This is a genomic window from Leptospira soteropolitanensis (assembly GCF_026151655.1).
Lineage (GTDB): Bacteria > Spirochaetota > Leptospiria > Leptospirales > Leptospiraceae > Leptospira_A > Leptospira_A soteropolitanensis.
The window spans coordinates 737,128-760,543 of record NZ_JAMQPN010000001.1 but is presented as its reverse complement, the minus strand read 5'-3'; the positions used below and the strand labels follow the sequence as shown (position 1 = coordinate 760,543).

At 39.0% G+C, this 23,416-nt stretch carries 22 protein-coding genes; 12 read left to right on the top strand and 10 right to left on the bottom strand.

From position 1 onward, the window contains the following. The first annotated feature begins 2 nt into the window (after positions 1 to 2). The 3 genes from ND811_RS03695 to hpt are packed head-to-tail and all read left to right on the top strand — an operon-like array spanning position 3 to position 1,675. On the top strand, positions 3 to 599 hold the full coding sequence (locus ND811_RS03695) for a response regulator transcription factor (protein WP_265350311.1): 597 nt from the start codon (positions 3 to 5) through the stop codon (positions 597 to 599). A 45-nt stretch (positions 600 to 644) separates the two neighbouring features. Further along, positions 645 to 1,157 carry a SixA phosphatase family protein gene (locus ND811_RS03690; RefSeq protein WP_265350312.1) on the top strand — a complete coding sequence of 171 codons (513 nt, stop codon included), beginning with the start codon at positions 645 to 647 and terminating at the stop codon, positions 1,155 to 1,157. After that, entirely contained in the window at positions 1,154 to 1,675 is a 522-nt protein-coding gene (gene hpt, locus ND811_RS03685; protein ID WP_265350313.1) for a hypoxanthine phosphoribosyltransferase, read from the top strand. The genes ND811_RS03690 and hpt overlap by 4 nt, the downstream gene beginning before the upstream one ends. A gap of 119 nt (positions 1,676 to 1,794) precedes the next feature. Here the strand turns inward: hpt and ND811_RS03680 are convergent, their stop codons facing one another. Beyond that, a complete protein-coding gene (locus ND811_RS03680; RefSeq protein ID WP_265350314.1) occupies positions 1,795 to 5,193 on the bottom strand; it encodes a chitobiase/beta-hexosaminidase C-terminal domain-containing protein in 3,399 nt (1,132 codons plus the stop codon). Between the two features lie 575 nt (positions 5,194 to 5,768). Between ND811_RS03680 and ND811_RS03675 the strand changes: the two genes are divergently transcribed. Next, on the top strand, positions 5,769 to 6,665 hold the full coding sequence (locus tag ND811_RS03675; RefSeq protein ID WP_265350315.1) for an NHL repeat-containing protein: 897 nt from the start codon (positions 5,769 to 5,771) through the stop codon (positions 6,663 to 6,665). A 161-nt stretch (positions 6,666 to 6,826) separates the two neighbouring features. Further along, on the top strand, positions 6,827 to 7,285 hold the full coding sequence (locus tag ND811_RS03670) for an NHL repeat-containing protein (protein ID WP_265350316.1): 459 nt from the start codon (positions 6,827 to 6,829) through the stop codon (positions 7,283 to 7,285). A gap of 8 nt (positions 7,286 to 7,293) precedes the next feature. Here ND811_RS03670 and ND811_RS03665 read toward each other — a convergent pair whose 3' ends face one another. Then, positions 7,294 to 8,205, bottom strand: a complete 912-nt coding sequence (locus ND811_RS03665; protein WP_265350317.1) for a phosphate ABC transporter substrate-binding protein — start codon at positions 8,203 to 8,205, stop codon at positions 7,294 to 7,296. Between ND811_RS03665 and ND811_RS03660 the strand changes: the two genes are divergently transcribed. Then, positions 8,204 to 9,676, top strand: a complete 1,473-nt coding sequence (locus ND811_RS03660; protein ID WP_265350318.1) for an OmpA family protein — start codon at positions 8,204 to 8,206, stop codon at positions 9,674 to 9,676. The two genes, ND811_RS03665 and ND811_RS03660, sit on opposite strands and share 2 nt — an antisense overlap. 3 nt (positions 9,677 to 9,679) lie before the next feature. On the opposite strand, the gene ND811_RS03655 is transcribed toward ND811_RS03660, so the two are convergent. Beyond that, positions 9,680 to 10,948 carry a 1-acyl-sn-glycerol-3-phosphate acyltransferase gene (locus ND811_RS03655; protein ID WP_265350319.1) on the bottom strand — a complete coding sequence of 423 codons (1,269 nt, stop codon included), beginning with the start codon at positions 10,946 to 10,948 and terminating at the stop codon, positions 9,680 to 9,682. 47 nt (positions 10,949 to 10,995) lie between these two features. Continuing rightward, positions 10,996 to 13,404 (bottom strand): sulfatase family protein, encoded by a 2,409-nt coding sequence (locus ND811_RS03650; RefSeq protein ID WP_265350962.1) that lies wholly within the window; start codon positions 13,402 to 13,404, stop codon positions 10,996 to 10,998. 11 nt (positions 13,405 to 13,415) lie between these two features. On the opposite strand from ND811_RS03650, the gene ND811_RS03645 reads away from it, so the two are divergent. The 4 genes from ND811_RS03645 to ND811_RS03630 all read left to right on the top strand — a co-directional run bounded on the left by ND811_RS03645 (position 13,416) and on the right by ND811_RS03630 (position 15,818). Beyond that, positions 13,416 to 14,282, top strand: a complete 867-nt coding sequence (locus tag ND811_RS03645) for an alpha/beta hydrolase (protein ID WP_265350320.1) — start codon at positions 13,416 to 13,418, stop codon at positions 14,280 to 14,282. Between the two features lie 13 nt (positions 14,283 to 14,295). Then, positions 14,296 to 14,733 (top strand): FAS1-like dehydratase domain-containing protein, encoded by a 438-nt coding sequence (locus ND811_RS03640; RefSeq protein ID WP_015676961.1) that lies wholly within the window; start codon positions 14,296 to 14,298, stop codon positions 14,731 to 14,733. Between the two features lie 15 nt (positions 14,734 to 14,748). Beyond that, positions 14,749 to 15,168, top strand: a complete 420-nt coding sequence (locus ND811_RS03635) for a MaoC/PaaZ C-terminal domain-containing protein (RefSeq protein WP_265350321.1) — start codon at positions 14,749 to 14,751, stop codon at positions 15,166 to 15,168. Between the two features lie 224 nt (positions 15,169 to 15,392). Beyond that, positions 15,393 to 15,818, top strand: a complete 426-nt coding sequence (locus ND811_RS03630; protein ID WP_265350322.1) for a PH domain-containing protein — start codon at positions 15,393 to 15,395, stop codon at positions 15,816 to 15,818. Positions 15,819 to 15,934: 116 nt separating this feature from the next. Here the strand turns inward: ND811_RS03630 and ND811_RS03625 are convergent, their stop codons facing one another. The 5 genes from ND811_RS03625 to trxA all read right to left on the bottom strand — a co-directional run bounded on the left by ND811_RS03625 (position 15,935) and on the right by trxA (position 20,504). Beyond that, positions 15,935 to 16,615: a M15 family metallopeptidase gene (locus ND811_RS03625; protein ID WP_409035805.1), complete on the bottom strand. Its 681-nt coding sequence runs from the start codon at positions 16,613 to 16,615 to the stop codon at positions 15,935 to 15,937. Continuing rightward, complete coding sequence (locus ND811_RS03620; RefSeq protein WP_265350323.1) at positions 16,612 to 17,505, bottom strand: VanW family protein; 894 nt, start codon at positions 17,503 to 17,505, stop codon at positions 16,612 to 16,614. Before ND811_RS03620 ends, ND811_RS03625 begins: the two co-directional genes overlap by 4 nt. Beyond that, complete coding sequence (locus tag ND811_RS03615; protein WP_265350324.1) at positions 17,495 to 18,820, bottom strand: hypothetical protein; 1,326 nt, start codon at positions 18,818 to 18,820, stop codon at positions 17,495 to 17,497. Before ND811_RS03615 ends, ND811_RS03620 begins: the two co-directional genes overlap by 11 nt. Before the next feature lie 6 nt (positions 18,821 to 18,826). Further along, a complete protein-coding gene (locus tag ND811_RS03610; protein ID WP_265350325.1) occupies positions 18,827 to 20,119 on the bottom strand; it encodes a discoidin domain-containing protein in 1,293 nt (430 codons plus the stop codon). Positions 20,120 to 20,189: 70 nt separating this feature from the next. Continuing rightward, positions 20,190 to 20,504 carry a thioredoxin gene (gene trxA / locus ND811_RS03605; protein ID WP_265350326.1) on the bottom strand — a complete coding sequence of 105 codons (315 nt, stop codon included), beginning with the start codon at positions 20,502 to 20,504 and terminating at the stop codon, positions 20,190 to 20,192. A 357-nt stretch (positions 20,505 to 20,861) separates the two neighbouring features. On the opposite strand from trxA, the gene ND811_RS03600 reads away from it, so the two are divergent. Continuing rightward, positions 20,862 to 21,914 carry an SDR family oxidoreductase gene (locus tag ND811_RS03600; RefSeq protein WP_265350327.1) on the top strand — a complete coding sequence of 351 codons (1,053 nt, stop codon included), beginning with the start codon at positions 20,862 to 20,864 and terminating at the stop codon, positions 21,912 to 21,914. A 190-nt stretch (positions 21,915 to 22,104) separates the two neighbouring features. Next, positions 22,105 to 22,704: a DUF4269 domain-containing protein gene (locus tag ND811_RS03595; RefSeq protein ID WP_265350328.1), complete on the top strand. Its 600-nt coding sequence runs from the start codon at positions 22,105 to 22,107 to the stop codon at positions 22,702 to 22,704. On the opposite strand, the gene ND811_RS03590 is transcribed toward ND811_RS03595, so the two are convergent. Then, complete coding sequence (locus tag ND811_RS03590) at positions 22,686 to 23,291, bottom strand: alpha-ketoglutarate-dependent dioxygenase AlkB family protein (RefSeq protein ID WP_265350329.1); 606 nt, start codon at positions 23,289 to 23,291, stop codon at positions 22,686 to 22,688. The two genes, ND811_RS03595 and ND811_RS03590, sit on opposite strands and share 19 nt — an antisense overlap. Positions 23,292 to 23,416 lie beyond the last annotated feature (125 nt).

Below are 23,416 nucleotides of genomic sequence, written 5' to 3'. Positions count from 1 at the left end.
CTGTGGAATCTGTTAAAATTGCTATCTTAGAAGATCATTCCGTTGTCACTGAAGGAATCATATCTATCCTGAAATCCAATCCTTTCTTTTCTCTTTCCGGAGAATTTCGAACCGCTGCTGATTTGTTTCATTTTTTAGAATCGAATCCCATTGATCTTTTAGTTTTGGACATCGATTTGCCAGATCGTAATGGGATCGATGTATTACGTGAGATTAAAGAAAAACACCAACCTACAAAAGTCATTATCTTTTCTTTGCATGGTAGCCGGGTTTATGTAGAGGACGCTTTGAAAGCAAAAGCAGATGGATATATGCTTAAGTCTGACCCAATTTCCAAACTGCCTGAAGTCATCGAACTTGTGATGAAAGGTGGGTCCTTTGTTTCAGATGGTGTGAGCAAAGTGCAACTTCCTTTCTCTGCTTTCCAAATGGAAATTCTGAATTTATTAGTCCAAGGGTTGTCACAAAACGAAGTGGCAAATCGCATCCAAAAGTCTAGAAAAACTGTAGAATACCATCTCAATCAAATGAGAACCAAATTCTCCTGTAAAAACAACAACGAACTGATTTCCAAATACGAAAAAGAAATACAAAAATAGTCAATTCGTGATTTTCTGAACTTTGATTTCGACTAATCTATTAGTATGAAACAAATCTATTTACTCCGTCATGCCAAATCGGAATGGGACGAACCATATGATTCTGATTTGGAACGGACACTTTCTCGTCGTGGAAAGGAACAATCGAAAGCCTTAAGAGAATATTTAAAAGAAAGTCGTTTTGAATTCGACCAATCTTTGGTTTCCCCTGCAGAACGAACCCAAAAAACTTATGCGAACCTCCGTAAAGAAATCTTACGGTTCCCAAAACCAGAATTACGAGATGCCATTTATGATGCAGACAAAGAAGACCTCCTTTTTTTATTACATGGTTTGTCCGCTTCCGTACGTTCCGTCTGCTTAGTTGGACACAATCCTGGGTTAGAAGAGTTAGGAAGTTCCCTCCTGTTTGGGGATTCAGAGGTTTCTCACTTTCAGAAATTTCCGACAGCCGCATTTCTCGGCTTGAGTTTTTCCAAAGATTCATGGAAAGATCTTAGTTGGGGCAGTTGCCAATTGTCGGTATTCTGGATCCCTGGGCAAATAGGTAAAGAATGAAACCTTTATATTCTGAAGAAAGAATCCACCACCGTGTTGAGGAATTGGCACGAGAGATTTCGCGAGATTTCTTAAGTAAGGACTTAGTCGTTGTTGGAATCTTAAATGGTGGTTTTATCTTCACTGCAGATCTTTGCCGGAGTATTGCCATTCCACACGAGGTAGACTTTATGGCTGCCTCTTCTTATGGAGATGGAACCACATCTGGAAATCTAAAAATCACCAAAGAGTTAAAAAAGTCAGTTCAAAATAAATCGGTCCTTCTTGTGGAAGATATTGTAGATACAGGCCAAACCTTAGAGTACCTTTTGGAAGAAGTGGGAAAACAAAAACCCAAAGACTTAAAAGTAGCGGCCCTCTTTTGGAAAAAATCAAAAGCCAATCCACACATTCCTGTTCATTATCCTGGTTTTATCATCGAAGACGAATTTCTAGTAGGTTATGGTTTGGACTACAAAGGCAGATACCGCAATCTTCCTTATGTGGCGAAGTTGGAAGGTACGGATTCTACAGTTTAGAAAAATGGATTTCCTTACCTAAAACGACCGGGCTCCTCCGGGGTGCGCTTACGCTCCCGTCGCCTACCATCTAACGCTGGTAAGCGACCAAGCCCTTCAGATCCCTAGCGCGGGATTGGTTACCAGATAAAGAGGGAAGGTTTGCCTGAGTTGGCTACATTTTGAGTAACAACGAGCAATTTTCCGTTAGCTGGGTTTAGCACGGTACTAGGTAAATATCCAGAATTTTGACCTTGTCCCGAAGATATGTCAGTGTGGCTGCAAGCGGTTCCATCTAGATTACATCGAAAAAGACTCGGCTTGTTAGAGTTCGCACCATTCATAGTAACTACGAGTAACTTTCCATTGGCAATATCCAAAGCAACACTGGGATTCTGCCCAGAACCATTTCCTTGCCCAGTAACCGCGGATAGATCCGTATGTGCGCAGCTAGTTCCGTCAAGATTGCACCGAAAAAGACTGAGTTTGGAGCCATTACCATAATTCCAAGTTACAACGAGTAGCTTTCCATTAACAGTGTCTAAGACAACACGGGGATTAGAACCAGAATCAGTCCCTTGTCCCGCAGATATATCTGTGTGAGTACAAACTGTTCCATCCAAATTACATCGAAAAAGACTCGGCTTGTTAGAGTTCGCACCATTCATAGTAACTACGAGTAACTTTCCATTGAAAGGGTCTACAACAACACTGGAAAAATATCCAGAACCATAGCCTTGTCCAACGGACAGGTCTGTATGGGTGCAGGCTGTTCCATCTAGATTACAACGAAAAAGACTCGGTTTTTGAATGTTCGTTCCGTTCCGAGTAACAACGAGCAATTTTTTATTGGCAAAATCCAAAGCAACACTGGGATACTGCCCAGAACTATACCCTTGCCCAGTAACCGCGGATAAATCCGTATGCGTGCAACTAGTTCCGTCAAGATTGCATCGAAAAAGACTGAGTTTGGAGCCATTACCGTAATTCCAAGTTACAACGAGTAACTTTCCATTGACAGAGTCTAAAACAACACCGGGATTCTGTCCAGAACTAGTCCCTTGTCCCGCAGATATATCTGTGTGAGTACAAACTGTTCCATCCAAATTACATCGAAAAAGACTCGGCTTGTTACTATTCGCTCCGTTGCGTGTGACAACCAACAGCTTTCCATTGACTGGATCAATGACTATACTGGAGTCAAGACCGGAACCAGTCCCTTGTCCCGCAGATATGTCCACATGCATTCCCGTTTCACTTGTCCCCGGAGGTGTTGCCGTTGTCAACGCACCAGCTTCTAATAGCGATATTGCACTTGCTCCCGCAGGGCTATTCGCCAGCACTCGAAAGTAATACAATGTCCCACCAGTAAGTCCTGCAATCGTTGCATACGGATCCGTCACCGGACCAAAACTAGTCGATGCCGTAGTCACACCTGGACTTGTGCTATAGTACACTGTGTACGATGTGGCACCACTGACTGGCCACCACTGAACTACGGCACTCGTTCCACCCGCTTGTGCTTCCACAAAAGCAGGAGCATTGGGTGGCCCCACGTGAAAACTTTGGTTTCCTGCACTGCTTAGGTTTCCCGCCAAATCACGAGCCAAGTATTTGACTTGATTGCTTCCATTGGCAAGTGCAACGGGAGAAGTATACACAGTTCCATTGGTGACAGAACCACTTCCGTCAAATGTCGGTTCAGTGCCATTCGAAGAATAAATGATTTTATCGCAACCAGATCCACCGGTGTCAGAACAACTAAGTTGGAGTTGGGTTCCTGAAGCAAAGGGTCCCGATCCAGAAGGAGAGGCCATTGTTACCACCGGTGCTGTTGTGTCTTTGTTGGTTGCGCGAGTCGTCGATCCAAAGTTACCGACAAGGTTTGCGACACAGATTCGGATCGTATTACCCTCTTCGGCAAAGTGGGAGTTTGCAATGGTTGTGGTGATATCTGTTGTGGCAATTGCATTGCCTACAACATTGGCATTAGAACCTGTATTGGTAAGAGCTGTTCCATTCGCACAACTACTTCCACCAATTCGGATTTGGTAAGAACCAGCCTTTGAACTCTGCCAACTGAGAGAAACATTCGACGACCCATTGATGGCCGCTGTATGCGAATTCACTGTGATGGTGGCCACTTGTGTGTCCACTGTATAGTTTTGCGAGCTCACACCGGAAACATTCCCCGCTTTGTCACGAGCCACAAACTTAGTATAAGTGACAGCACCATCGGTCATGGCTATGGCACTTGCGTATAAAGTCCCACTACTAATGGTTCCTGTAGTTCCTTGGATGGCAGGGTTTGTAGGTACAGAACCAGCTTGCACTGCATAGGCGATCTGATCACAACCAGCACCACCGGTATCAGAACAAGAAAGGGAAACAGAAGTTGCCGTTCCGTAATTTCCTGCTCCTGGATCAGCTGTGACAACTGGTGCTGTATCATCTCTTTGCAAGCTAACAGAAACAAATCCTGTCAATCCATTGGAAGCTGTGACACAGATGCGGTAAGTCTTTGTACCTTCCCCAGTAAAATGAGTATGGGAAAGAACAAAACCTTGGTCAACGCCTGCTGTGACAGATCCAGTAGTGGCAATGGTTCCTGAATCACAAGAGCTTCCTTCGCGTATGGTAAAAGTCCCAGAGCGATCCGATTTCCAAGTAGCTGTGGAATTATTAATGGCTCCCGCGGATGCACTGATGGCTGTTGTCGATTGGCTCACAAGTGTCAATGCCGGAATTTTGGTATCGATCGTATAAACGATGCTAATTGGCGTGGATAGATTTCCAGCTAAGTCCCGACAGATGGCTTGGAGTGTATGGGTTCCTTCTGTGGATAAGGAAACTGCTTTGGAAGAAGAAGCAATGACCGTTCCTTGTTTTGGGGAAAAACTGGGAGTCGATGCATCTAAGGTATAAACGATAGATCCTGGTGCTTTGTTATCCGAACAAGTCAGAGTTGTTGTTTGTGATGTGGAGAAAGTTCCGGTTAACAAGGAACTGGTGATGATAGGGGGAGTGGTATCACCGAGGATGGTAACGATTGCAGTATCATTGGGTGTTCCATCTCCATCGGTATCAAAGCCGAGGACATTGCCATTTCCATCCACAATGATAACCACGGGATTTCCTGATCCCCCAGGACCTGTGGTAAGAAATCCAGGAGGGTAGGGACTAATGTAATAATCTGGCAACCCGTCCCCATTGGAATCGACGGCATCGGGAGTTCCATCTCCATTGGTATCGATTAAGATTAAATTGGGAGTCGTGCCCCCGGTGAGGTTGATTCCATCGGAAACTCCATCCCCATCAGAATCCACTAAGGTTCCGTCTGGTTTTCCATCACCTGACAGATCTACGGTGGCACCTGGGGTTAAGTTTTGAGTAGAGGATGGGGATCCACCCAAAAGGCCGAGTAAAAAAGCAAAAGGACTTAAGTCTTGTTGGTTATTTCCATTTGGGAGAAGTAAAAGACAACGATTGGTGAATAAAACAAGAAAGAAATATAGAAAGATTGATTTTGGAATTCGCATATATTTTCAACCTAGAAAGTAACCAGAATATTCAATAATGCTGATACCATTCGGGGAATCCTAATGAACAACTAATTTCTATTAGCTTGTGAAAAAAGTGAACTTTTGCCGCTAAAAATGTTCCAGAAACAGGTTTGAACCATTTTTAGCGGTTTTGTGATGAATCTAATTTTAAAATGATTTCTAATGGTTTTAAAACTTTGTTTCAAATTTCCATTCATTGTATTAATTTTTCTATATCCAAATATTTGTTAGTTTCGAAGGGTGAATCAAAAAAAGACCAATTAGTCTAATTTTTGAAAATAAAAGATAAATTCATATATTTCGCTAGAGGAGTAGGAAACTGCACCACCACCTTTGATTTTAAGGATTTCCCCAAGCAATCCCCTTCAGAAAGATATTTGGATTTTTTTCTGTACGATCTATCTTTACATTCCGTCGCAAAAAACATTCACTTTGTCACACCTGTATTAAAATTTTAGTTGATAAGTTATTTTTTATTTTGCCAATATTTGATTATCGAATTATAAAATTTAAATATAATTAATTTCACTAGATTCATACAATTTTTTATAATGCAAACCCCTTACAAATTCCGAAGTTTATTTTTATTATTCCCCATTTTAGTAGCGAGTTTTTGTAAACCAGAGGCTCTTAATAATAACTGTGATCCAAAATCTGCATCCTACATTTCCTCTTTATTTTTCCAATCAGTAACTACCGCTGAGTCCCAATACTGTGGTTATCATTTAGTAAATGTTCCTCCGTTTGAATATAAGTTTTCGAGTTACCGATTGTATTTAAACTTTCCTGTTTCTATCATACCCAAAAATAAGTCTAACTCTAGTTATTCGGTACAGGGTACGTTGCCTTTAGGACTCACTTTTGATTCATTTTCGGGTGAAATTAAAGGTACCACTGCTGCCATCACAGAACCTACGCCAATTACCATTACTAGAAGTAACCCAGGTTATGGTGTTTTTACGATCACTCTTCAAGTTGTAGATACAAGTGCAACAATGGTCTATGGACAATACGGGTCATTTACTTGTAATTCCGCACATAATGTTGGATCCTGCGCATCAGGATCACCGACTAATCAAAGTTTAAGTTCTCCTTATGGGGTGGTTGGCGATTCTTCGGGAGGAGTCTATATTTCGGGTGTCAACCGAGTGTTATTCTATCCATCAAATACAACCGCTTCGACAAGGGTTTATGGACAGTTCGGATTCTACAATTGTGACTTGGCGAATGTTGATTCTAGTGGAACTTGTTTCGGAAATGTTGTTAGTGCCAATTCCTTAAGTAATGTTCGTGGATTGGGAATGAATCAAGACGATGGTTTGTATGCAGTGGATATGGCAAACAATCGAGTGTTACATTTTCCGAAAAATACTTCGATTCCTACAGTTGTTATGGGCAACCAGGGTTTTCGACTTCTACGGCAGGTGCTGCCAGTGCCACAACGCTAAGTACGCCCATTGCTGTCACCCAAGCGTCCGACGGTGGAGTCTATATTTCAGAATCTGCTTACCATCGTATCCTTTACTTTCCACCAGGGTCCACTACTGCCAGCCGTGTTTATGGACAACCTGATTTTACCACTAGTTCTTCTGGATGTTCCAATATTAAAATGAGCAGTCCCAATGGAATGATTTCAGATTCGGAAGGTGGATTGTACGTCTCAGACAATGGCAATAGTCGAGTGCTCTATTTTGCCCCAGGTTCCACAACTGCCACTAGGGTATATGGGCAATCAGATTTTATCACAAGCGGTGGTGGAGGTGGTTCAACCAGTCTTTCTGGTCCCACTGGTTTAGCCTTAGACCAAAGTGATAGTCTATTTGTTTCGGATACAGGTAACAACCGTGTGGTGATGTATCCGAGAACTACCCAAACAGAAGGGATCGCCGCAGTGGCAGTCTTTGGTCAGTTCAATGATCTAAACTGTTCTGTGAACAACAATGGTGGAAGTTGTAACGCAGGAATCATTGGACCGAAAAGTCTATATTCCCCTACTGGAATTTTTTTCAACAAATTCGGTCAGCTTTATATTGCAGACCGAATGAACAATAGAGTGTTAGTTTACTAGACTTGTCTTTACTTTACTGGTTCTGCCGAAACTTCTACTTCTGGAAGTGATGCTCTTAAATACCCTGATTGTAAAACAGCCACTTGGCCTTGTTCACTAGTTAGGAAAGTAACAAAGGCATCAATTTTATCACCTTGGTCTGTTTTATAAATAATAAAAAGCTCACGTGCCAATTTATATTTTCTATCATAAACATTACGTACTGATGGTGCTACATAAGGATCTTTGATAGTTTTGGCATAATCCAAAGCTTTTAACTTATCTTTGTTTTCAACAAGTGCGGATCCCATACCCATATAACCAATGCTATTTGGATTTTCTTGGATAAATTTAGACATTTCTGCATTATCTTTTGCAATTTTAGCATCTTTAGAAAAATCATTGGTTTTGTATTCGTTAAACTCATTTAAACCCAAATCTTTTCTTTTGAGAATATGGTTTTGAAAGTAATCTTGGGTTCCCGATTTATCATTACGAATGACAATCGAAATAGGAGCATCTATACCTCCAACTTCCTTCCAGTTTTTAATTTTGCCAGAAAAAATATCGGAAGTTTGACTTAAGTTCAATTTAGAAATTGTATTTTTTGGATTTACCACAAGAGCTACACCATCGTAAGCCAATCTTACTTTTTCTAAGTTTCCGGTTTTACGAAGATCATCAAATTCAGCTTGGTTTAAATCGCGAGAAGAAACAGCCATATCAATTTCACCTTTTCGCAGTCTGTCAATTCCGGATTCGGATCCTCCACCTTCGACTATTACACGAACATTAGAATTTACTTTTTCGTATTCAGCACTTAAATAACGCATCATACTGTTCATGGTTTCAGAACCCGCCACTTTTAAGGTTTGTTTTTCCTTACAAGCGACAAAGTTAATTGTAATCAAAATGTAAAAAAGCAGAGAAAGGTTTTTCATGGTAATTCAGGTAAAGCCAAAAATCAATCCTTCGTCAATCGCAAAAACCGCGAGTTTTTTCCATTTACCCTATCAGTTTTTCAAAAAATACCCCGATCTTTGTTTTGTGAAAACTCCCTACCGACTCATCATACTTTGTTTTGTAATATTTCTAACCTTTCAAGGATCGACCCCTGTTCCTGCTGGAAAAACCTCTTTTCAGTGGAAATGGAAAGAAAACCAAGTATTAGAGCTGAATGAATACCACGACGTTTTTTTTCGGGTCGGTACAAAAACTGTAGAAAGGGAAGATAAAAACCGTGTTGTGATGAAACCCAAAAAATGTTCATCTGACTCTTGTTTGGTGAATTCTTGGTTTGATACCTATATTCGTTATGGGAAAACTTCCGGCCCTTTTTGGAAGGACAAAGAATTTACTTCAGACTTTACCCTTTTTCGAAATGGTCGGTATGAAGTTCCTAATGAATTTACAATGCCTAACCTCCGTAGTTTTCCTAGTTTCCCTGAAACGCCAGTTTCTGTTTCCGATGTTTGGAAACTACCTGCAGAAGAATCTTTCGACTTTAGCACCGAACGCATTCGAGTCAAAGTGATTCCCGAATATACTTTCCAAGGAATTTTTCCTTGGTCAGAAGGAAATTATAAAGGGAATTGTGAAAAGATCACTTATACCTATCCCATCTTTTATGCAAAACCAGAAGGTGAAAAGATGCTACCAAACGTACCATACAAGATTTTTGGTTTTGCTTCCGGTACCGTTTTTTTTAATGCAGCGCGAGGTGTTCCTGAATTCAAAGAAGTAAAATTATCATATACTTTTATTTATCCCAACGGAACCGTACAGGAAGCAAACTTTCATATCAAAGGAATTTATTTCTTTCGTAACCAAGTAAATGCCAAAGATAAAGAATCCATTCGTGAAGACATCCTCGAAGATTTAATTGTAGGATATACGGGAGGTCCGAATCGTCAGAAGTTAGGCGACGCAATTACAGATCCTCTCAAAGGAAAAGTAGCGAATGGAGAAAACTTAGGTAGAATTACGGATACAGGTGAAATTCCTTCGCCTGAAAAAGATTCAAATCCAGAGAAACTTCCGATATCTGTTCGTACTTCCGAAGATGGAATTGTATTCTCCTTAGATTCTATTCTTTTTGATTTTAATAACAGCAAATTAAAACCCGATGCAGAAACTGCGGTTGCTAAAATTGCAGAAATTCTCAAAAAATATCCTGACAGAGAAATTAGAGTATCGGGCCATACAGACAATATAGGAAAAAAAGAATACAATACAAAACTCTCAGAAGAAAGAGCTAAGTCCGTCCTCCATTCGTTAGTTGATAATCACAAATTAGATGAAAAACATATTTCCTTTAAAGGTTATGGAGACGAACTACCGGTCGCCCCCAATGATAGTGAAGAGAATCGTCATAAAAACCGTCGTGTGGAAATTACATTAGTATTGGATTAACGACTAACCGATTTGTAAATCCAGTCCCACGGAATAAGGCGGAACAATTGGTTCACTAATCTTTTTTCCGCGTTCTAACAAAGTTTCCTTTTCTTTACGTATTTCTATAAGCAAACTTTGAATGGCTTCTTTTTTGTTCGATTGGTATAACTTATAATAAGGAGTAACAGAAAATGCCGGTGCAACCACCACATGTGCTTTCCTTGCCCTTGCCTCAGTTTTCCCAAAAATATGTTTTTCAAAACTACAAATCCATTCCATCAATCGTTCCGCAGATGGCCATTGAATTAAGTTTTTTGGTTTGGTAATGATAAAAGCATAAGCTGTATCTACCAACTGTTTGGCTCTACGAATATTTTGGTCTGTTAGATTCTTAGGTGTAGAAGAAAGAGGAGAACCTGCTTCTAAACTTTCTATGGCCATAAAAAGGAGCCTAAGCTTCTGAATGGCGTTGTCGGACTCATGAAATTTAACACCTAAAATGGATGCCGCTAAATTGAGAGCCGTATGTCTTGCTCTTCCTAAGCGATAGTCAAAATCTTTTCCATCCGTTTCCGCACGAGGAATGCCTAATTCAAATTCCGTTTCTTCCAGAATCACTCGACCAACAGTAAGAAATCTTCTTAACAATGTCCGTCCACCTGGATAAAGTTTGAGTTTACGTTCAATGCGAGAAAGCGAATTCTCAATTTCAGCAAGGATGGAATCTCTTGTACCGGAAATTTTATATTTCACAAAGGTAGGTTGGATCCATAATTCGGCTTTTGGATCTTTTTTTAAGGCTTCTTCCAATCCCCAAAAAGATACCTGGGCAACACCAGGCATAAAAGAAACTAAATTATCATTTTCTCCAGATACCATTCCTTCTGGATACATAACAAGTTTACCGTCACTTTCAGCTAATATTTGCTTTGTGGTCTTAATCGCATTACGATTTAATCTTCCCGTGATCACTGAAAAAGCTCCTACTCGTTTGATCACTTCACCGACCAAACCAAATCCCCAATTAAAAATACTCCGGGATGCCATAAAATGAAACCTTGTTCCTATTTTGTTTGCGACGTAATAAGCAATGATAGGTTCTAAATCCGTTGGTTGGTTGGATAAATATAATACTCTTTTATTTTTAATCTCATTTAATCGAAGTTCATCTTCCTTTGAAATCTCTACGCCATCGATATTGAAAAGGAGTTTGGAAAGAATTGGAAAACTTATATCCAAGCCCAATGCAATGGGGAATTCAAAACGTGGCGGAATAAAAAGGTCTTTCATACAATTGTCTTGATAAGTAAGCCAAACCCCTTTGTCAATACGAGCAATTATTCGTGAATGTATCCCCAAGTTTCTAATATTTTTTTAACTTCTTTTCCCATCTCGCGTTGCACATCGGATTCCCTTGTTCCACTAAAGGCTCCATCATTGTAAACCCAAGGTAGAGGAGAGGAAAAAAATCCGTCTGGTTGTCTTTCGGCGACAATTAAGTCTTCTAAATTGGTAATAGATCTTTGGTACTCCAATCCATACCTCCCAAAACGAACAGGAATCGTTTTTCCATTCCGTGAAAAACTAAAAAAAGCACCAAGTTCTGGATTTACAGTTTTGAATACGAGCTCCTCACCTTGCGCAACCGAAGAAGGTTTCGATTCCTTTTGTAGTGAGATTGTTTTTGCCGAACCAGAATTCAAATGGATCGTATCAGAAACCTCCCAATCATAAATGGATCCTTGGACATTTAAGGAAAGGAAGTCGCGGCAAATAGACTCGGAACAGGGTGGGATTAAAATTCTTAAATTGTTTCGTTTTAAAAAATTTTCCCGACGAAAATCGGTCCTTGCCATCTGTAATAGGTCTGCACCTTCTGGAATCGGACTTAAGTTATTTCTTTCCTCTGGATCTTTTTTTAAATCATACAATTCTTCTGCCATAGTATGGGGTTCTCCAGCAGAAGTTCGCCTAACTGTCGTAAACCCCGGATATCTACGAATGTATTTATAATTTTCCGTCCGAACTGACTCTGACATTCTTCCTTCTGTATATATAAACTTCTCCTTTGGACAAATATTTGTTATGCGAATGCATGAAGAATAATCAACACCTTGGTAAGTAGAATTTTTCGGTAACAAATCTAGAAATCCTAAAACAGTTGGAGCCAGTGACAATAAAGAAGACTGACCCGGAATTCGGATTTGTCCATTTCTAGATTGATTTGCAATCTCGGAATTCAAATTTTCCCTGATAGACTGAGGAAGTTTGATAAAATATGGGACATTTATTTCCTCATCATAATGAGTTTCCCCATGACCAAACCGAGTCTGCATAATAAAATGATAACTATAATCGTGATGTGCACTAAAAAGTTCCCCATGATCACCGGTGACAATGATCATAGTTTCTTCATATACCCCTTCTTTCTTTAAAGCATCCACCAACCTGCCAATTTCACGATCGGTATAATGCATCTCGCCTAGGTAACGCTGCACCGGAGATTCATATTTATAAAATACATCAGAGGGAACAATGGATCGAACCGCGGCCATATCCTCTGGCGGAGGAGAATAAGAAGCATGGGGAGTATTCAAATTAAAATGTAAAAAATAAGGTTTGTCTTTGTATTCGATGACAAATTGGATTGCTTTGTTTGTAAGAACTTCTGTGTCCACAATATCCATTCCCACTTGAAAGGAATTATGAAATCCCAAATCCAAACCCACGGTAGTGTAATCTAAAAAGAAAACATTATTCATAATGGTCTGGGTAAAGTAACCCGCTTCGCGAAAGGTTTTAGTTAAGTTGTCTCTTTTTTTTCCATAATAAACTTTTCTCTGGTAAGGTTTTGTTGAAAACCAAGAATTCCCCAAACCCAGGTTAGACGAATACTCAGAATGGAAAAATGACATCATAGAAGGTTTGGTCCAGTTTCCATTTGCAAAAGGATTTTCAAAAAATACAGATTCCTTTGCCATTTTGTCCATCACTGGAGTCACTGAATGCGGATACCCATAGGATCCAAAAAAATCCTTCCTGGCTGAATCAATCACAATGAGAATCACCGACTTGGGTTTTTCCAAACTTTGTTTTCCAGAAGGATTCTTATCCTTTGGATATAACAAAGGTTCTCCGACAAATAAATAACTATCCGCGCTATCCCAAACCAACCGAAGAGATCCAGATTCGCCGATTTCCAATACAACTTTTTTATTAATCCAATCTTCTTTAGATAATCCGGTAAGATCCCATTCTGTTAAAACAGATTCTCCTGAATAAATTTTTAAGATTCCTGAAACTTGACTTTGAAATTCCGTTCCACCTAACAAACCTACGAGAGAAGAAAATTCATAACTTCCTTTCGGAATTTTGAATTCATACTCTTGCCCTGGCGGAAAAAAAAGGGAATCCAAGGAATGATTTAAAAAAATCTCTTTGTTTGTATTAAAAGTAATTTGTGTATTTTCCCATTTGCGAGAGAGAGGAAGCCCACTTTGGCGACCTGGATTCTTTTTCCAATGATAGGGTAATAAATCTTTAGAAATCGAAATTTTGGATTTTGCATTTCGTAATTCCAAAACCAGATCCACGGGGAAACGCCTTTCCGATTTGTTCAAACAGCTGAAGAGACAAAAAAAGATCGTTAAGGCGAAGGGAAGAGTCGCTCGCATATGGAACCAGTTTGGAAAACAGGTTTCCGAAGAACAGGAAAAGTTCTTTCTTTTTAGGTTTCCATCGTCCATCCTTGACATCTATGAGTAATTGGGAACAAGCCTACTCCCGTGAGGAGTCTACCTTTCAAAATAAAGACGGTGGTAAAATTTATTACCAAATTTACCGACCAAAATCGGGAGTCAAACGTGTCCTTGTGGTTCACCACGGAATAGGGGAACACGGTGGCCGTTACAATTTTTTATTGGAGGCTATGGCGGAACGCAATTACGCCATCTATCTCATCGATTGCCGTGGTCATGGTAAATCCGATGGCCGTCGAGGGGTCATCACTCATTTCTCTGACTTTTTTGCTGACCTCAAAGAACTCATCGATATCGCCAAACGAAATGAAGGTGTAAGTAAAGTCACATTGCTTGGTCATTCGATGGGAGCAGCTATTACTTTTCTTTACACTGCTACAGATAACTATCAAAATGATTTAGATGCTTACATTTGTAGTGCACTTCCTATCAAAGTCAAAACCGACTTAGTCATGGATATCAAAAAGGCCGCAGGTGGTTTTTTAGCCAAAGCACTTCCTACTCTCACGATTCCTACAGGACTCAATGTAAATCTAATTTCACGCGATAAGTCAGTAGTAGAAGCTTATGTAAAAGACCCTTTAGTGCATGGAAACGTATGTACATACTTAGGCGACTATTTACTCAACTGCTACACTCTTGCGTTAGAATCAGCTACAAAAATCACAATACCAATTTATATGTTTCACGGGAAAGAAGACCAAATTGCGCTTCCTGAAGGAACCACGGATGCATTTGAACGTGTGGCATCCAAAGACAAAACGATAAGACTTTTTGATGATTTATATCATGAAACCATGAACGAACTTCCAAAAGACAGAGCAATCGTCTTAAAAGAGTTAGTTGCTTGGATCGACAAACACTAAGGAGACAATGCCAATGGCAATAACAAAAGATATAGTTGGAAAAAAACTAGATCGTTTTGATTTCACAGTGGAACGAGGAAAGATCAAAGAATTCTGCCTCGCCATCAACGAAAAAAACCCAATCTATTTTGACGTAGAAGAAGCAAAAAAAGCAGGATACTCAGATGTTCCCGCTCCACCAACTTTCCCTACGGTCATTATGTTTTGGGGATACCCAAAGATTTGGAACGATATGGCGGAACTCGGTATCGACCTTTCCAAAATCCTTCACTTAAAAGAAGAGTATACGTATCATAAAATTCTGTATCCGGGCAAAGTGTACGCACAGTCCGAAATTTCCGATGTAAAAGTGGGAAGAGCAGAAATCGTAACTTTCAAAACAACCATCTACGATGAAAAAGATGATCCTATCCTTTCTGCTGAGATGGCGATTTTCATTCGTAAGGATTAATACAGGAGGCTAACAATGGCAAAAATTCAATTTGATAAAGTAGAAGTTGGTCAAACTCTTCCTCCACTCGACATCCCAGTGATCGAACATGCGAATTTAGTTCGTTATGCGGGTGCATCGGGAGATTTTAACCCTATCCACAATGATCCAGACTTCGCAAGAAAAGCAGGCCTTGATGGTACTATCTCTCACGGTATGTATGTTATGGCACAAGTTGGAAGACTTTGCACTTCTTGGGCTGACCAAAAAGACATCGCATACTTTGGAGTGACTTTCAAAGCTATGACTAAACTCGGTGAAAAACTCACTTGCGTGGGAACTATCAAAAAGAAATTTGAAAAAGACGGTAAAAAAACAGTTACTGTGCTCGTTGAAGCAAAAAACGAAGCTGGCGAAGTCAAAGCCGGTGGAGATTTAGTCGTAAACGCAGTATAAAAACAAAGTTTAGTTTCTTTTATCACTTTCTAAGAAATCCAAATAAAAGAACAAAATTTAAAAAAGGCATCTTGCGAAAGTTAGGTGCCTTTTTTATTTGGGCGCACGAGCGGGCTCTTCGGGGTGCGCGTTCGCTCCCGTCCTCGTTGGCATACGCCATCTCGGACCAAGCCCTTCGATCCCTTGCGCAGTGATTTCCATTTTGTCCTACAGGTAAAATCAATATGCCAACAATGGATCAGATCAAAACACAACTCCAAGGCCTCCTAAAAAACCATCCGAATGTAAATATTGACATATTAATAGCTTACCATCCTGCATTTACCTGTCTTCCTGAGATTTTAGAAGATGAGGAATTGATTCAAGGTTATTGTATGGGGCTTTTGGAAAGTAAAAAACAAAAGATGGGAGCTGGTAAATGGATCGTCTTACTCACAAACAAACGGTTTTACTTCATTCGGAAATTGATGTTTAGATCTAAATTTGATTCCATTCCTATAGAACTTCCTGATATCAAAAAACTAACACCAAAGATGGGTTGGTTTTTTGGAAAGATCCAGTGGGAAACAGAAGACGATACAATTCAGATGTTACAGATTGGGAAGAAAGATTATGAGTTTTTTTTGCCTTGTTTGGAAGGATTTTTATAAAATAAAAACAATACAATGAAACATCCAGAAAAACCAGGGAGAGTAACAGTACCTTCACATGTATGGAATGGAAGCACCAAGTTCTAAAACAGACGTTAACTGGGTTGATGTATAACCTACTCCAAATCCTCAAAGGGAATGTCCAAAACTTCAAAACCAGCACATTCCAAAAAATCAAAATGCCACCACTCGGTTTTGTTCACGTGAAATCCATATTTACGGAGGGTGCTAATCAAAACAGTTCGGTTTTTCAAAATTTCAGGATCAGAAACGGGTGCTTCGGCCCAAGCCTCCTTTCGAAAGGAATCATATTCCGTAGGCATAGGAAGTTCAAATTTTGTTTTTAAATCCACCAAAGTCAAATCAATCGCACAACCTTTGTTATGCCTAGATCCAGTTTTGGGTGAAGCCACATACCTTGTATCCCCAATGATTTCAAAAAATTTTACAGTAGCCGCATAAGGCCTGTAAGCATCAAAAATTTTCATCGAATAACCAAGTTTTAAAAACTCTTTCTGCGCCTCTCCTAAGGCTTCCGCTACCGGTTTTCTAGCAAAAGCCTTCGCCTCTTTATAGATAACATGTTTAGTAAAGTTATTCGATGTTGCATATCTGATATCCAAAAAAATCCTTGGAATTTTCTTTTCTAAGTTGATGAGTTCTTTATTTGGATTTTTTTGTATCGATTGTTCGTATGCCTCACGATCCAATACTTTTAGTTTAATTTCCTTGGATTGGGAGGACAAAGATAAAAATGGAAAACCCAGACACAGCGCGACCGCAACTAGTTTCATCATTTTCTCTTATTTAAGTTTCTGATAGAACTGGATTCTTTCGATTCCAGAAGTGGTTCATACATCATCCAAGCAGTATTTTCTGTAACCAATTCATCTTTCAAAACTTCATTTGTTCCTTTAGAAATTAGTTTTCTGCGTATCGTATTTCTTCTTGTATATCCACCCCAAGGTTCTGCATAAAAACCGTGAGAAGATTCATAAACTTGGTAGGAAAAAGGGACATCCATATCAGTAAACCATTCTCCTTGTAAAAAATCGTCCTCAATCCATAGATGTAAAACAAACGGTTGTTTGGTTGTATTTTTAATTTGTAAGTCTATGTAATTATAAGACAATGTAGCACCCGATCCAAATGGTAAGGTCCTTTCGGAATCGGGGAAAATATCAAAACTATGACGCCATCTTTCTTTTACTTCCAAAGGTGTATGTAAAGTCATCCAATAGATAAGATTGGCCATCTGGCAAAGTCCCCCACCGGTTCGTTCGATAAAACCCCCATTGCGCAGTTGCATTCCAGGTAAATACCCTTTCCTTCTTGTGGGTTTGCCCACTAAATACCAAAAGGATAAAACTTGATTCGGTTCGAGAATGATTCCATCTAACTTAGAAATAGCTATATTTAAATTTACCCTTTTGTTCTCTTGAAGATACATAGGAACATCTTTTAGTTTACGATAAATAGGAGATGAATGTTTAAAAATAGAAATAGGATAATTTAGGCGCATTTCCCGAATTGAAATTCTTGTAGTCGCAAACAACTTTCGCTCTAAAAACCAAACAATATACCGTTTCCACTGAAAATAGATTTTTCCAAAAAACAAACGTAAAAAACCACGATGAACTTTTTCATTCATACCAAGGATAAATTTTTTTTTGAAACTAAAGCCCATTCGTATGTTTTCTCTTTATAAAATCAGGACGTTCCTTGTAGGGGTTTTTCCAAGACTTCGCTACTAGTAGAAGTTTTGAATTTCGTTTTTCTAACGACAATCGGTATTTTTTCCAATCCTGTTCTCGAACTAGTTGATAATCTCCCAGAGGTTTAATGAATGAAAAAATTGGCTTTTTATTTTCATCCTTACTAGATAACAAATTTTCATACCGAATTCCATACACTGCACGATAAATTTCTGTATCTTTTGGTAATTCCGAAATGGCCTTTGCATCTGGTTCGAAGGAAAGGCAGTCTTTGTTAAATTGGAAATGGTAGTATTCACAGAATCCGTGGTGTGCGACAAGTAAACCATTGTTAGGTACAGATGCCATCGATTCTCCCGGTATCCACATTTCCTCATAGGAATAACGGAATTGGTTGGGATTTATAAATATAGTAAAAATCCAAAGCCCAGAACTTACCATCCAAACTAAAATTTGTAATATATTCCACTGGATGTATATTTGATTGAGAAGGATCAAACTCAATAGAATTCGGTATTGTATGTCAGCAAAGTGAAAGACAGGAAATAATAATAGAAATCCGAAAAAAGCCAAAGCCTTACGCATTCTTCGAAACTTAGGTGGCGATGATCCAAAAACTAAAAAAGTCCAATCCCAAAGGATGCAAGGACCAGCTAACGCAAAAGCTGCGACTAAAGGAAAATTTTCTTTTTCACTATAGAACCTTCCGCTTGGATCTTCAGGGAGTAAAAAAGGTAGAAAAAAGCCAAAACAGAAAATAAAAAGATAAAACTTTTCTGGAATTTGATAAAGGATAAAAACTCCTAAACCAAGAAGCGCCACCATTGGATGAAACCAAAGTGCAACTAAAAAAAGAATTCCAGAGACAACCCATTGAAATAGGGAAGAGGAAAAAAAGGAAATCTTTGCTAATGCCAATGATGGTTTTTTGTTAGTCGCAGTTGTGGAATAAAATCCGAAACTAAGAGCCAAAAATCCCAAAGCCCAACTTTGTTTAGGATACAAAAATCCCAAAACAAAAACCAAAATACTAGGTAAGAAATTGAATCTTTGCTGTGGATTGTCTTTTCCTGAAAAAACTAAATACCTGGCAAAAAAGAAAGATGTAATAAGCCAAATGGATGTTAATGTTTGAAAAATGAATAAGGTTCCGTCGCTAACCCCAAACATTCGAAATAATAAAGCGACGATATGAAATACAGGTGAGTTGTCTGGCGAATGCAATTTCCCCGATTTTAACAGGGAAATTGCTTGGACACCATACCAATAAATATCCTTACCAAACAAGGGGATTTAGTCTGAAATTTGAATTTTTTTGCCAACCATCTGTAATCCATTGGCTGACTTTTTAACAGTGAGTGTATCGCCAAAGATAACAGTCGATTTTTCTTCCGTAGTTTCCGCATAAGGACTATTGGAGTCCAAGCTTTGTGTGATTACCTTATGGTCCCTTCCAAAAATTTTGATTTTCGCTTCATTTGCATTGGCATCAAGTAAAACCCAATTTCCATCTAATACTCGTTTTTCGGAAATATCATCCTTCCAGATGACAAAGGAACCGTTAGAACGAAATACATAATCCATTCTTCCATCCGATATATCCCCAAAAACTGCTTTGTTTACAAACCCAGAAAGGATGGTATTTTTTGTTTTTGAAAGAACAGACCTTTTGAATTCGTCTGCATTTTTATCAACGACGGTAAATCTTTTACCCTTTTCACCAAGTAAAATGATTTCGGCAATCACAGTATCTTTCCAAGTTTTCCCGGGTCGAACCTTCTGAATGGTAAATTTAAACTTTTTTCCAGAAAGGGTCTTCGGAAAAAAAATTCTTTGCCCTCCTTGTTTGTCTGCCACCTTGATGGAAAAAGACTCTGAATCATTCGATACGAGTAAATCTGTCACCGATCCATTTTTATGAAAAAGTGCATCTAATCTTTGATAACCGTTAAAGATCTCAATCCCAGATAAACCAACCTCATTTTCTAACTGAATTTCAAACGATTCGCCAACGCCATCGGTGGGAACCCCTTCCACCCATGCAAAATCAATACTACCATCAAACAAACTATATGCGGGATAATTCGGAAGTGTGCTACTCGCAGTGACTTGCCCTGTGATAGGTTCAGGATATAAAACATCCAATTTTTTTCCATTTTGGAAAAAGGATACAGTTTTGATTCCATTTGCCGAATCCGGCAATAAATAGATAACGTGAACTCCGTTGGATTTTATTTTTTGAGGAGTTTCTTTCGTGCAGTCAAAATTGGTCGCATAACTACCATCCTTATAAAAAGCTACATAACCCTTTTTTTCCTGGCATTCGATAGCAATTTCATTAAAAAATGCACGGCCATCTGTTTTTCCGGCTTGATTCCATTTTGCACCGTTTGAAAAAAATATGGTAATCCCGTCCAGACTGGTTTCAGGTTTCCAGTATTTGCCGGAAATAAATACATTGATAGGACTTGTTCCATCTGCAGAAGAAGCTGCTTGGATTCGTTCGATGACGATGGAGTTTTCAATCGGGTTATTTCTGCAAAATAAAACCAGGAAAGCCAAAAGAGTTAGAATTATTTTTTTCAATGATTGTACCTCGGCAGATACAAAGAATCCAAAACTCTTTCGGCATAGGCAAGTAAAAAATTGACCGATCTTAGATCATCCCACCAAACACTTTTTTAATTTCCTCACTTCGCATAGCACCCGAAATACGATGCATCTCTTTTCCATTTTTAAACAAAATCATTGTAGGGATTCCCGTGATACTATATCGTCCGGCAATTTCTTGTTTTTCATCTGTATTAATTTTGATGATGGAAACTTTCCCTTTCCAGTCCTTAGCAAGTTTTTCTAATTCTGGAGCGACCATCTTACATGGGCCACACCAAGGGGCCCAAAAATCCACAAGGATAGGTTTATCATGTGTTCGAACCAATTCTTCAAAACTCTTTGGTAAGTTTTCTGCCATAACATGTTCTCCTATTACTTAGACATATATACCCTGCAGGGTATATAAAATTATTGAAAATTTTTAAAAAAATGGAATAGAATATTGGCCCTTCACTGATAAAAGTCAGCACATAAAATTGTGATCAAAGCCTATTTTGCTGCGATAAAAGAGTAGATTTTAAGCGAGAGGGATTTGCAGGACTTGGTCTCTGGTGGGCACAAAGTGCACAACCAGAGACGGGAGCGAACGCGGACTCCGGAAAAGCCCGGGCCCTTTTGGGCCTCGCCCAGACAAAAACAAACAAATCATTGTTAGGGAAAGATTCTTTCGGTTTTGTTTCTGGATGACCTAGAAACTTTTAGTCTAAAGTTCAATATGAAATCGATCAATTCAGAATTACCAATTGTTGTTACGGGAGGATCCGGATATATAGCATCTTGGATCGTTAAATATTTGTTAGAAGATGGTAAGGCAGTAAGGGCTACCGTTCGAAGCCTTAAAGACCTTTCAAAAATTGAACATTTATTAGAGTTAAAAGAAAAATATAAAGAAAAATTGAATTTGTTTGAAGCAGACCTAATGTTGGATGGAAGTTTTGACAAAGTCATTGCCGATACCGAACTTGTCATTCATACTGCGTCTCCATTTTTTGTGGCTGGGGTAAAAGATGCTAAAAAACAATTGATCGACCCAGCATTACAGGGAACTAAAAATGTTCTTGAATCATGCAATCGCATATCTTCTGTTAAGCGAGTAGTTCTCACATCAAGTGTAGCTGCCATTTATGGCGATAACATTGATTCTTTACAAGTTCCGAACCAAACGTTTACCGAAGAACATTGGAACACAACTAGTAACCTGTCACACCAACCATATGCTTATTCAAAAACTCTTGCTGAAAAAGAAGCTTGGGAAATTCAAAAAAGGCAATCTCGTTGGGATTTAGTTGTGATCAACCCTTCTTTTGTGATGGGACCTTCTCTTTCCAAACGTATGGATGGAACGAGTGTTGAATTTATGAAAAATATGTTGAAGGGAGTTTTTCGCACAGGTGTACCCGATACAAAAATGGGATTTGTAGACTTTAGAGATGTCGCAAAGGCACATATCTTGGCAGGATTGACACCTAGCGCAGAAGGTAGGCACATTACTTCAGCAGAAGTAATGCCAATGTTAGGTGTTGCAAAGATAATTAAGGAATTTTTTGGAAACAAATATTCTGTTCCTACAGGAACTTTACCGAAGGCACTTGTGTATGTAATTGGACCTTTTTTTGGATTATCATGGGGATATACAAAAAACAATATTGGACAACCACTCCAATTAAATAATGAATATAGCAAAACTAACTTAAGATTAATTTATCGGCCGTTAACGGAAACGATTGTGGATCACGTGAACCAAATGGAAAGTTCGGGTTTGTTATGAGTTTTTTATATATTCCTATTTAAGATTTTGGTGCAACTGCGAAGTTTTCATTAAAATTTTTGATGAGATTCGGTTCCCAAAAGACAAACGTTAGATTTTATGGTAGGAGTTGGGCCGGGGATTCACCCCACAAGCCCGCCTCCACCACCCATTCAGGGTGGGGGCCGAGACTGAGCGTACGAGACATAATATGCATTCTTTGCTTTCCCAACCGTTCCAACAAATTGATTACTTACAATCCGGAACACCTAAACAAAAGGAATTGGCAATTGATTTAGAAGAATGGAAAATTCTAAAATCCTTACATGGTTTCAAACCGGTGCTTGCGGGTACGATTCCATTAGATATCGATACAGATTCTAGCGATGTGGATATCTTAGTAAAATTCAATATCCCAGCGCATTTACAAAAGATTTGTTATGCCAAGTTTCGCAATTTACCAAATTATAGTTTTTCTGAAAAAACAATCGCTCTTCGAGTCACTTTGATTTGTCGCTTTGAAACTAAAAAATTTAAGTATGAAATCTTTGGACAATCAGTGGAACCCACGGATCAATATGCTTGGATCCATATGATGGTGGAAAGACGATTTTTGACTTTGGCGGATCCTTCCTTTCGAGATGAAATTCGGAATCTAAAAAAACAAGGAATCAAAACAGAAGCGGCGTTTTGTAAAGTATTGGATTTAAAAGGAGATCCCTATAAAACATTAGTCCAATGGAATCAAAAATCAAATGAACAGTTTCAAGAATTACTTTTGCAAAGAGGGTTTCAAACCAATCCGAATTGACGAAAGGTTAAATTGATTCTTGGTCGTTTGACCTTCATCGCTTTTGGGAGGGAATGCAACCAATGTCTTTGGATGACATCTTTCATTAAAAGCAAACTTCCGTGTTCTAACTGCAACTCTACTTTCTCTTCTGTTTCTTTATGTTTGTAACGAAAAATCCGTTCGGCTCCCAAACTCACAGAGGCAATGGTAGAATTAGGACGTAAAGAAGTTTCATCATCACTATGCCAAGCCATCCCTTCACTTCCATCATGGTATAAATTCAAAAGACAGGAATTGAATTTTTCATTGGACGCAATCTCTACTTTAGATTTTAATTCTAAAAGGTCAGGTGACCAAGGTAAGGCAGTTTTGGTAGTTCCTGAATACCGGTAAGAAAAACCTTTTTCCGCATACCAAGCCACACTTCGTTTGGTGGTAATGTGTTTTCCATAGAGAATGGCCTCGTCCGGTTTCCATTCGATTCCTTCTAGTAACGAGTAAAATGTCCGATTTGCTTCCTCTGTAGGGAGAAAATCAAAGATGTACAACAAAACCCCGTCATAAGGTAAAAGATTTTCTGATTCAGTTCTTTGGAATAAATGCATGGATTTCGAAATCGGCTATTTTTTAAAAAGTAAGCCACTGTTATTTTTCTCCGACTGACCAAAGAAATCCAATGAAAATCGATACCGACTGGCAAAACCGTCTAAAATTTTAGTTGGTTTCCCTT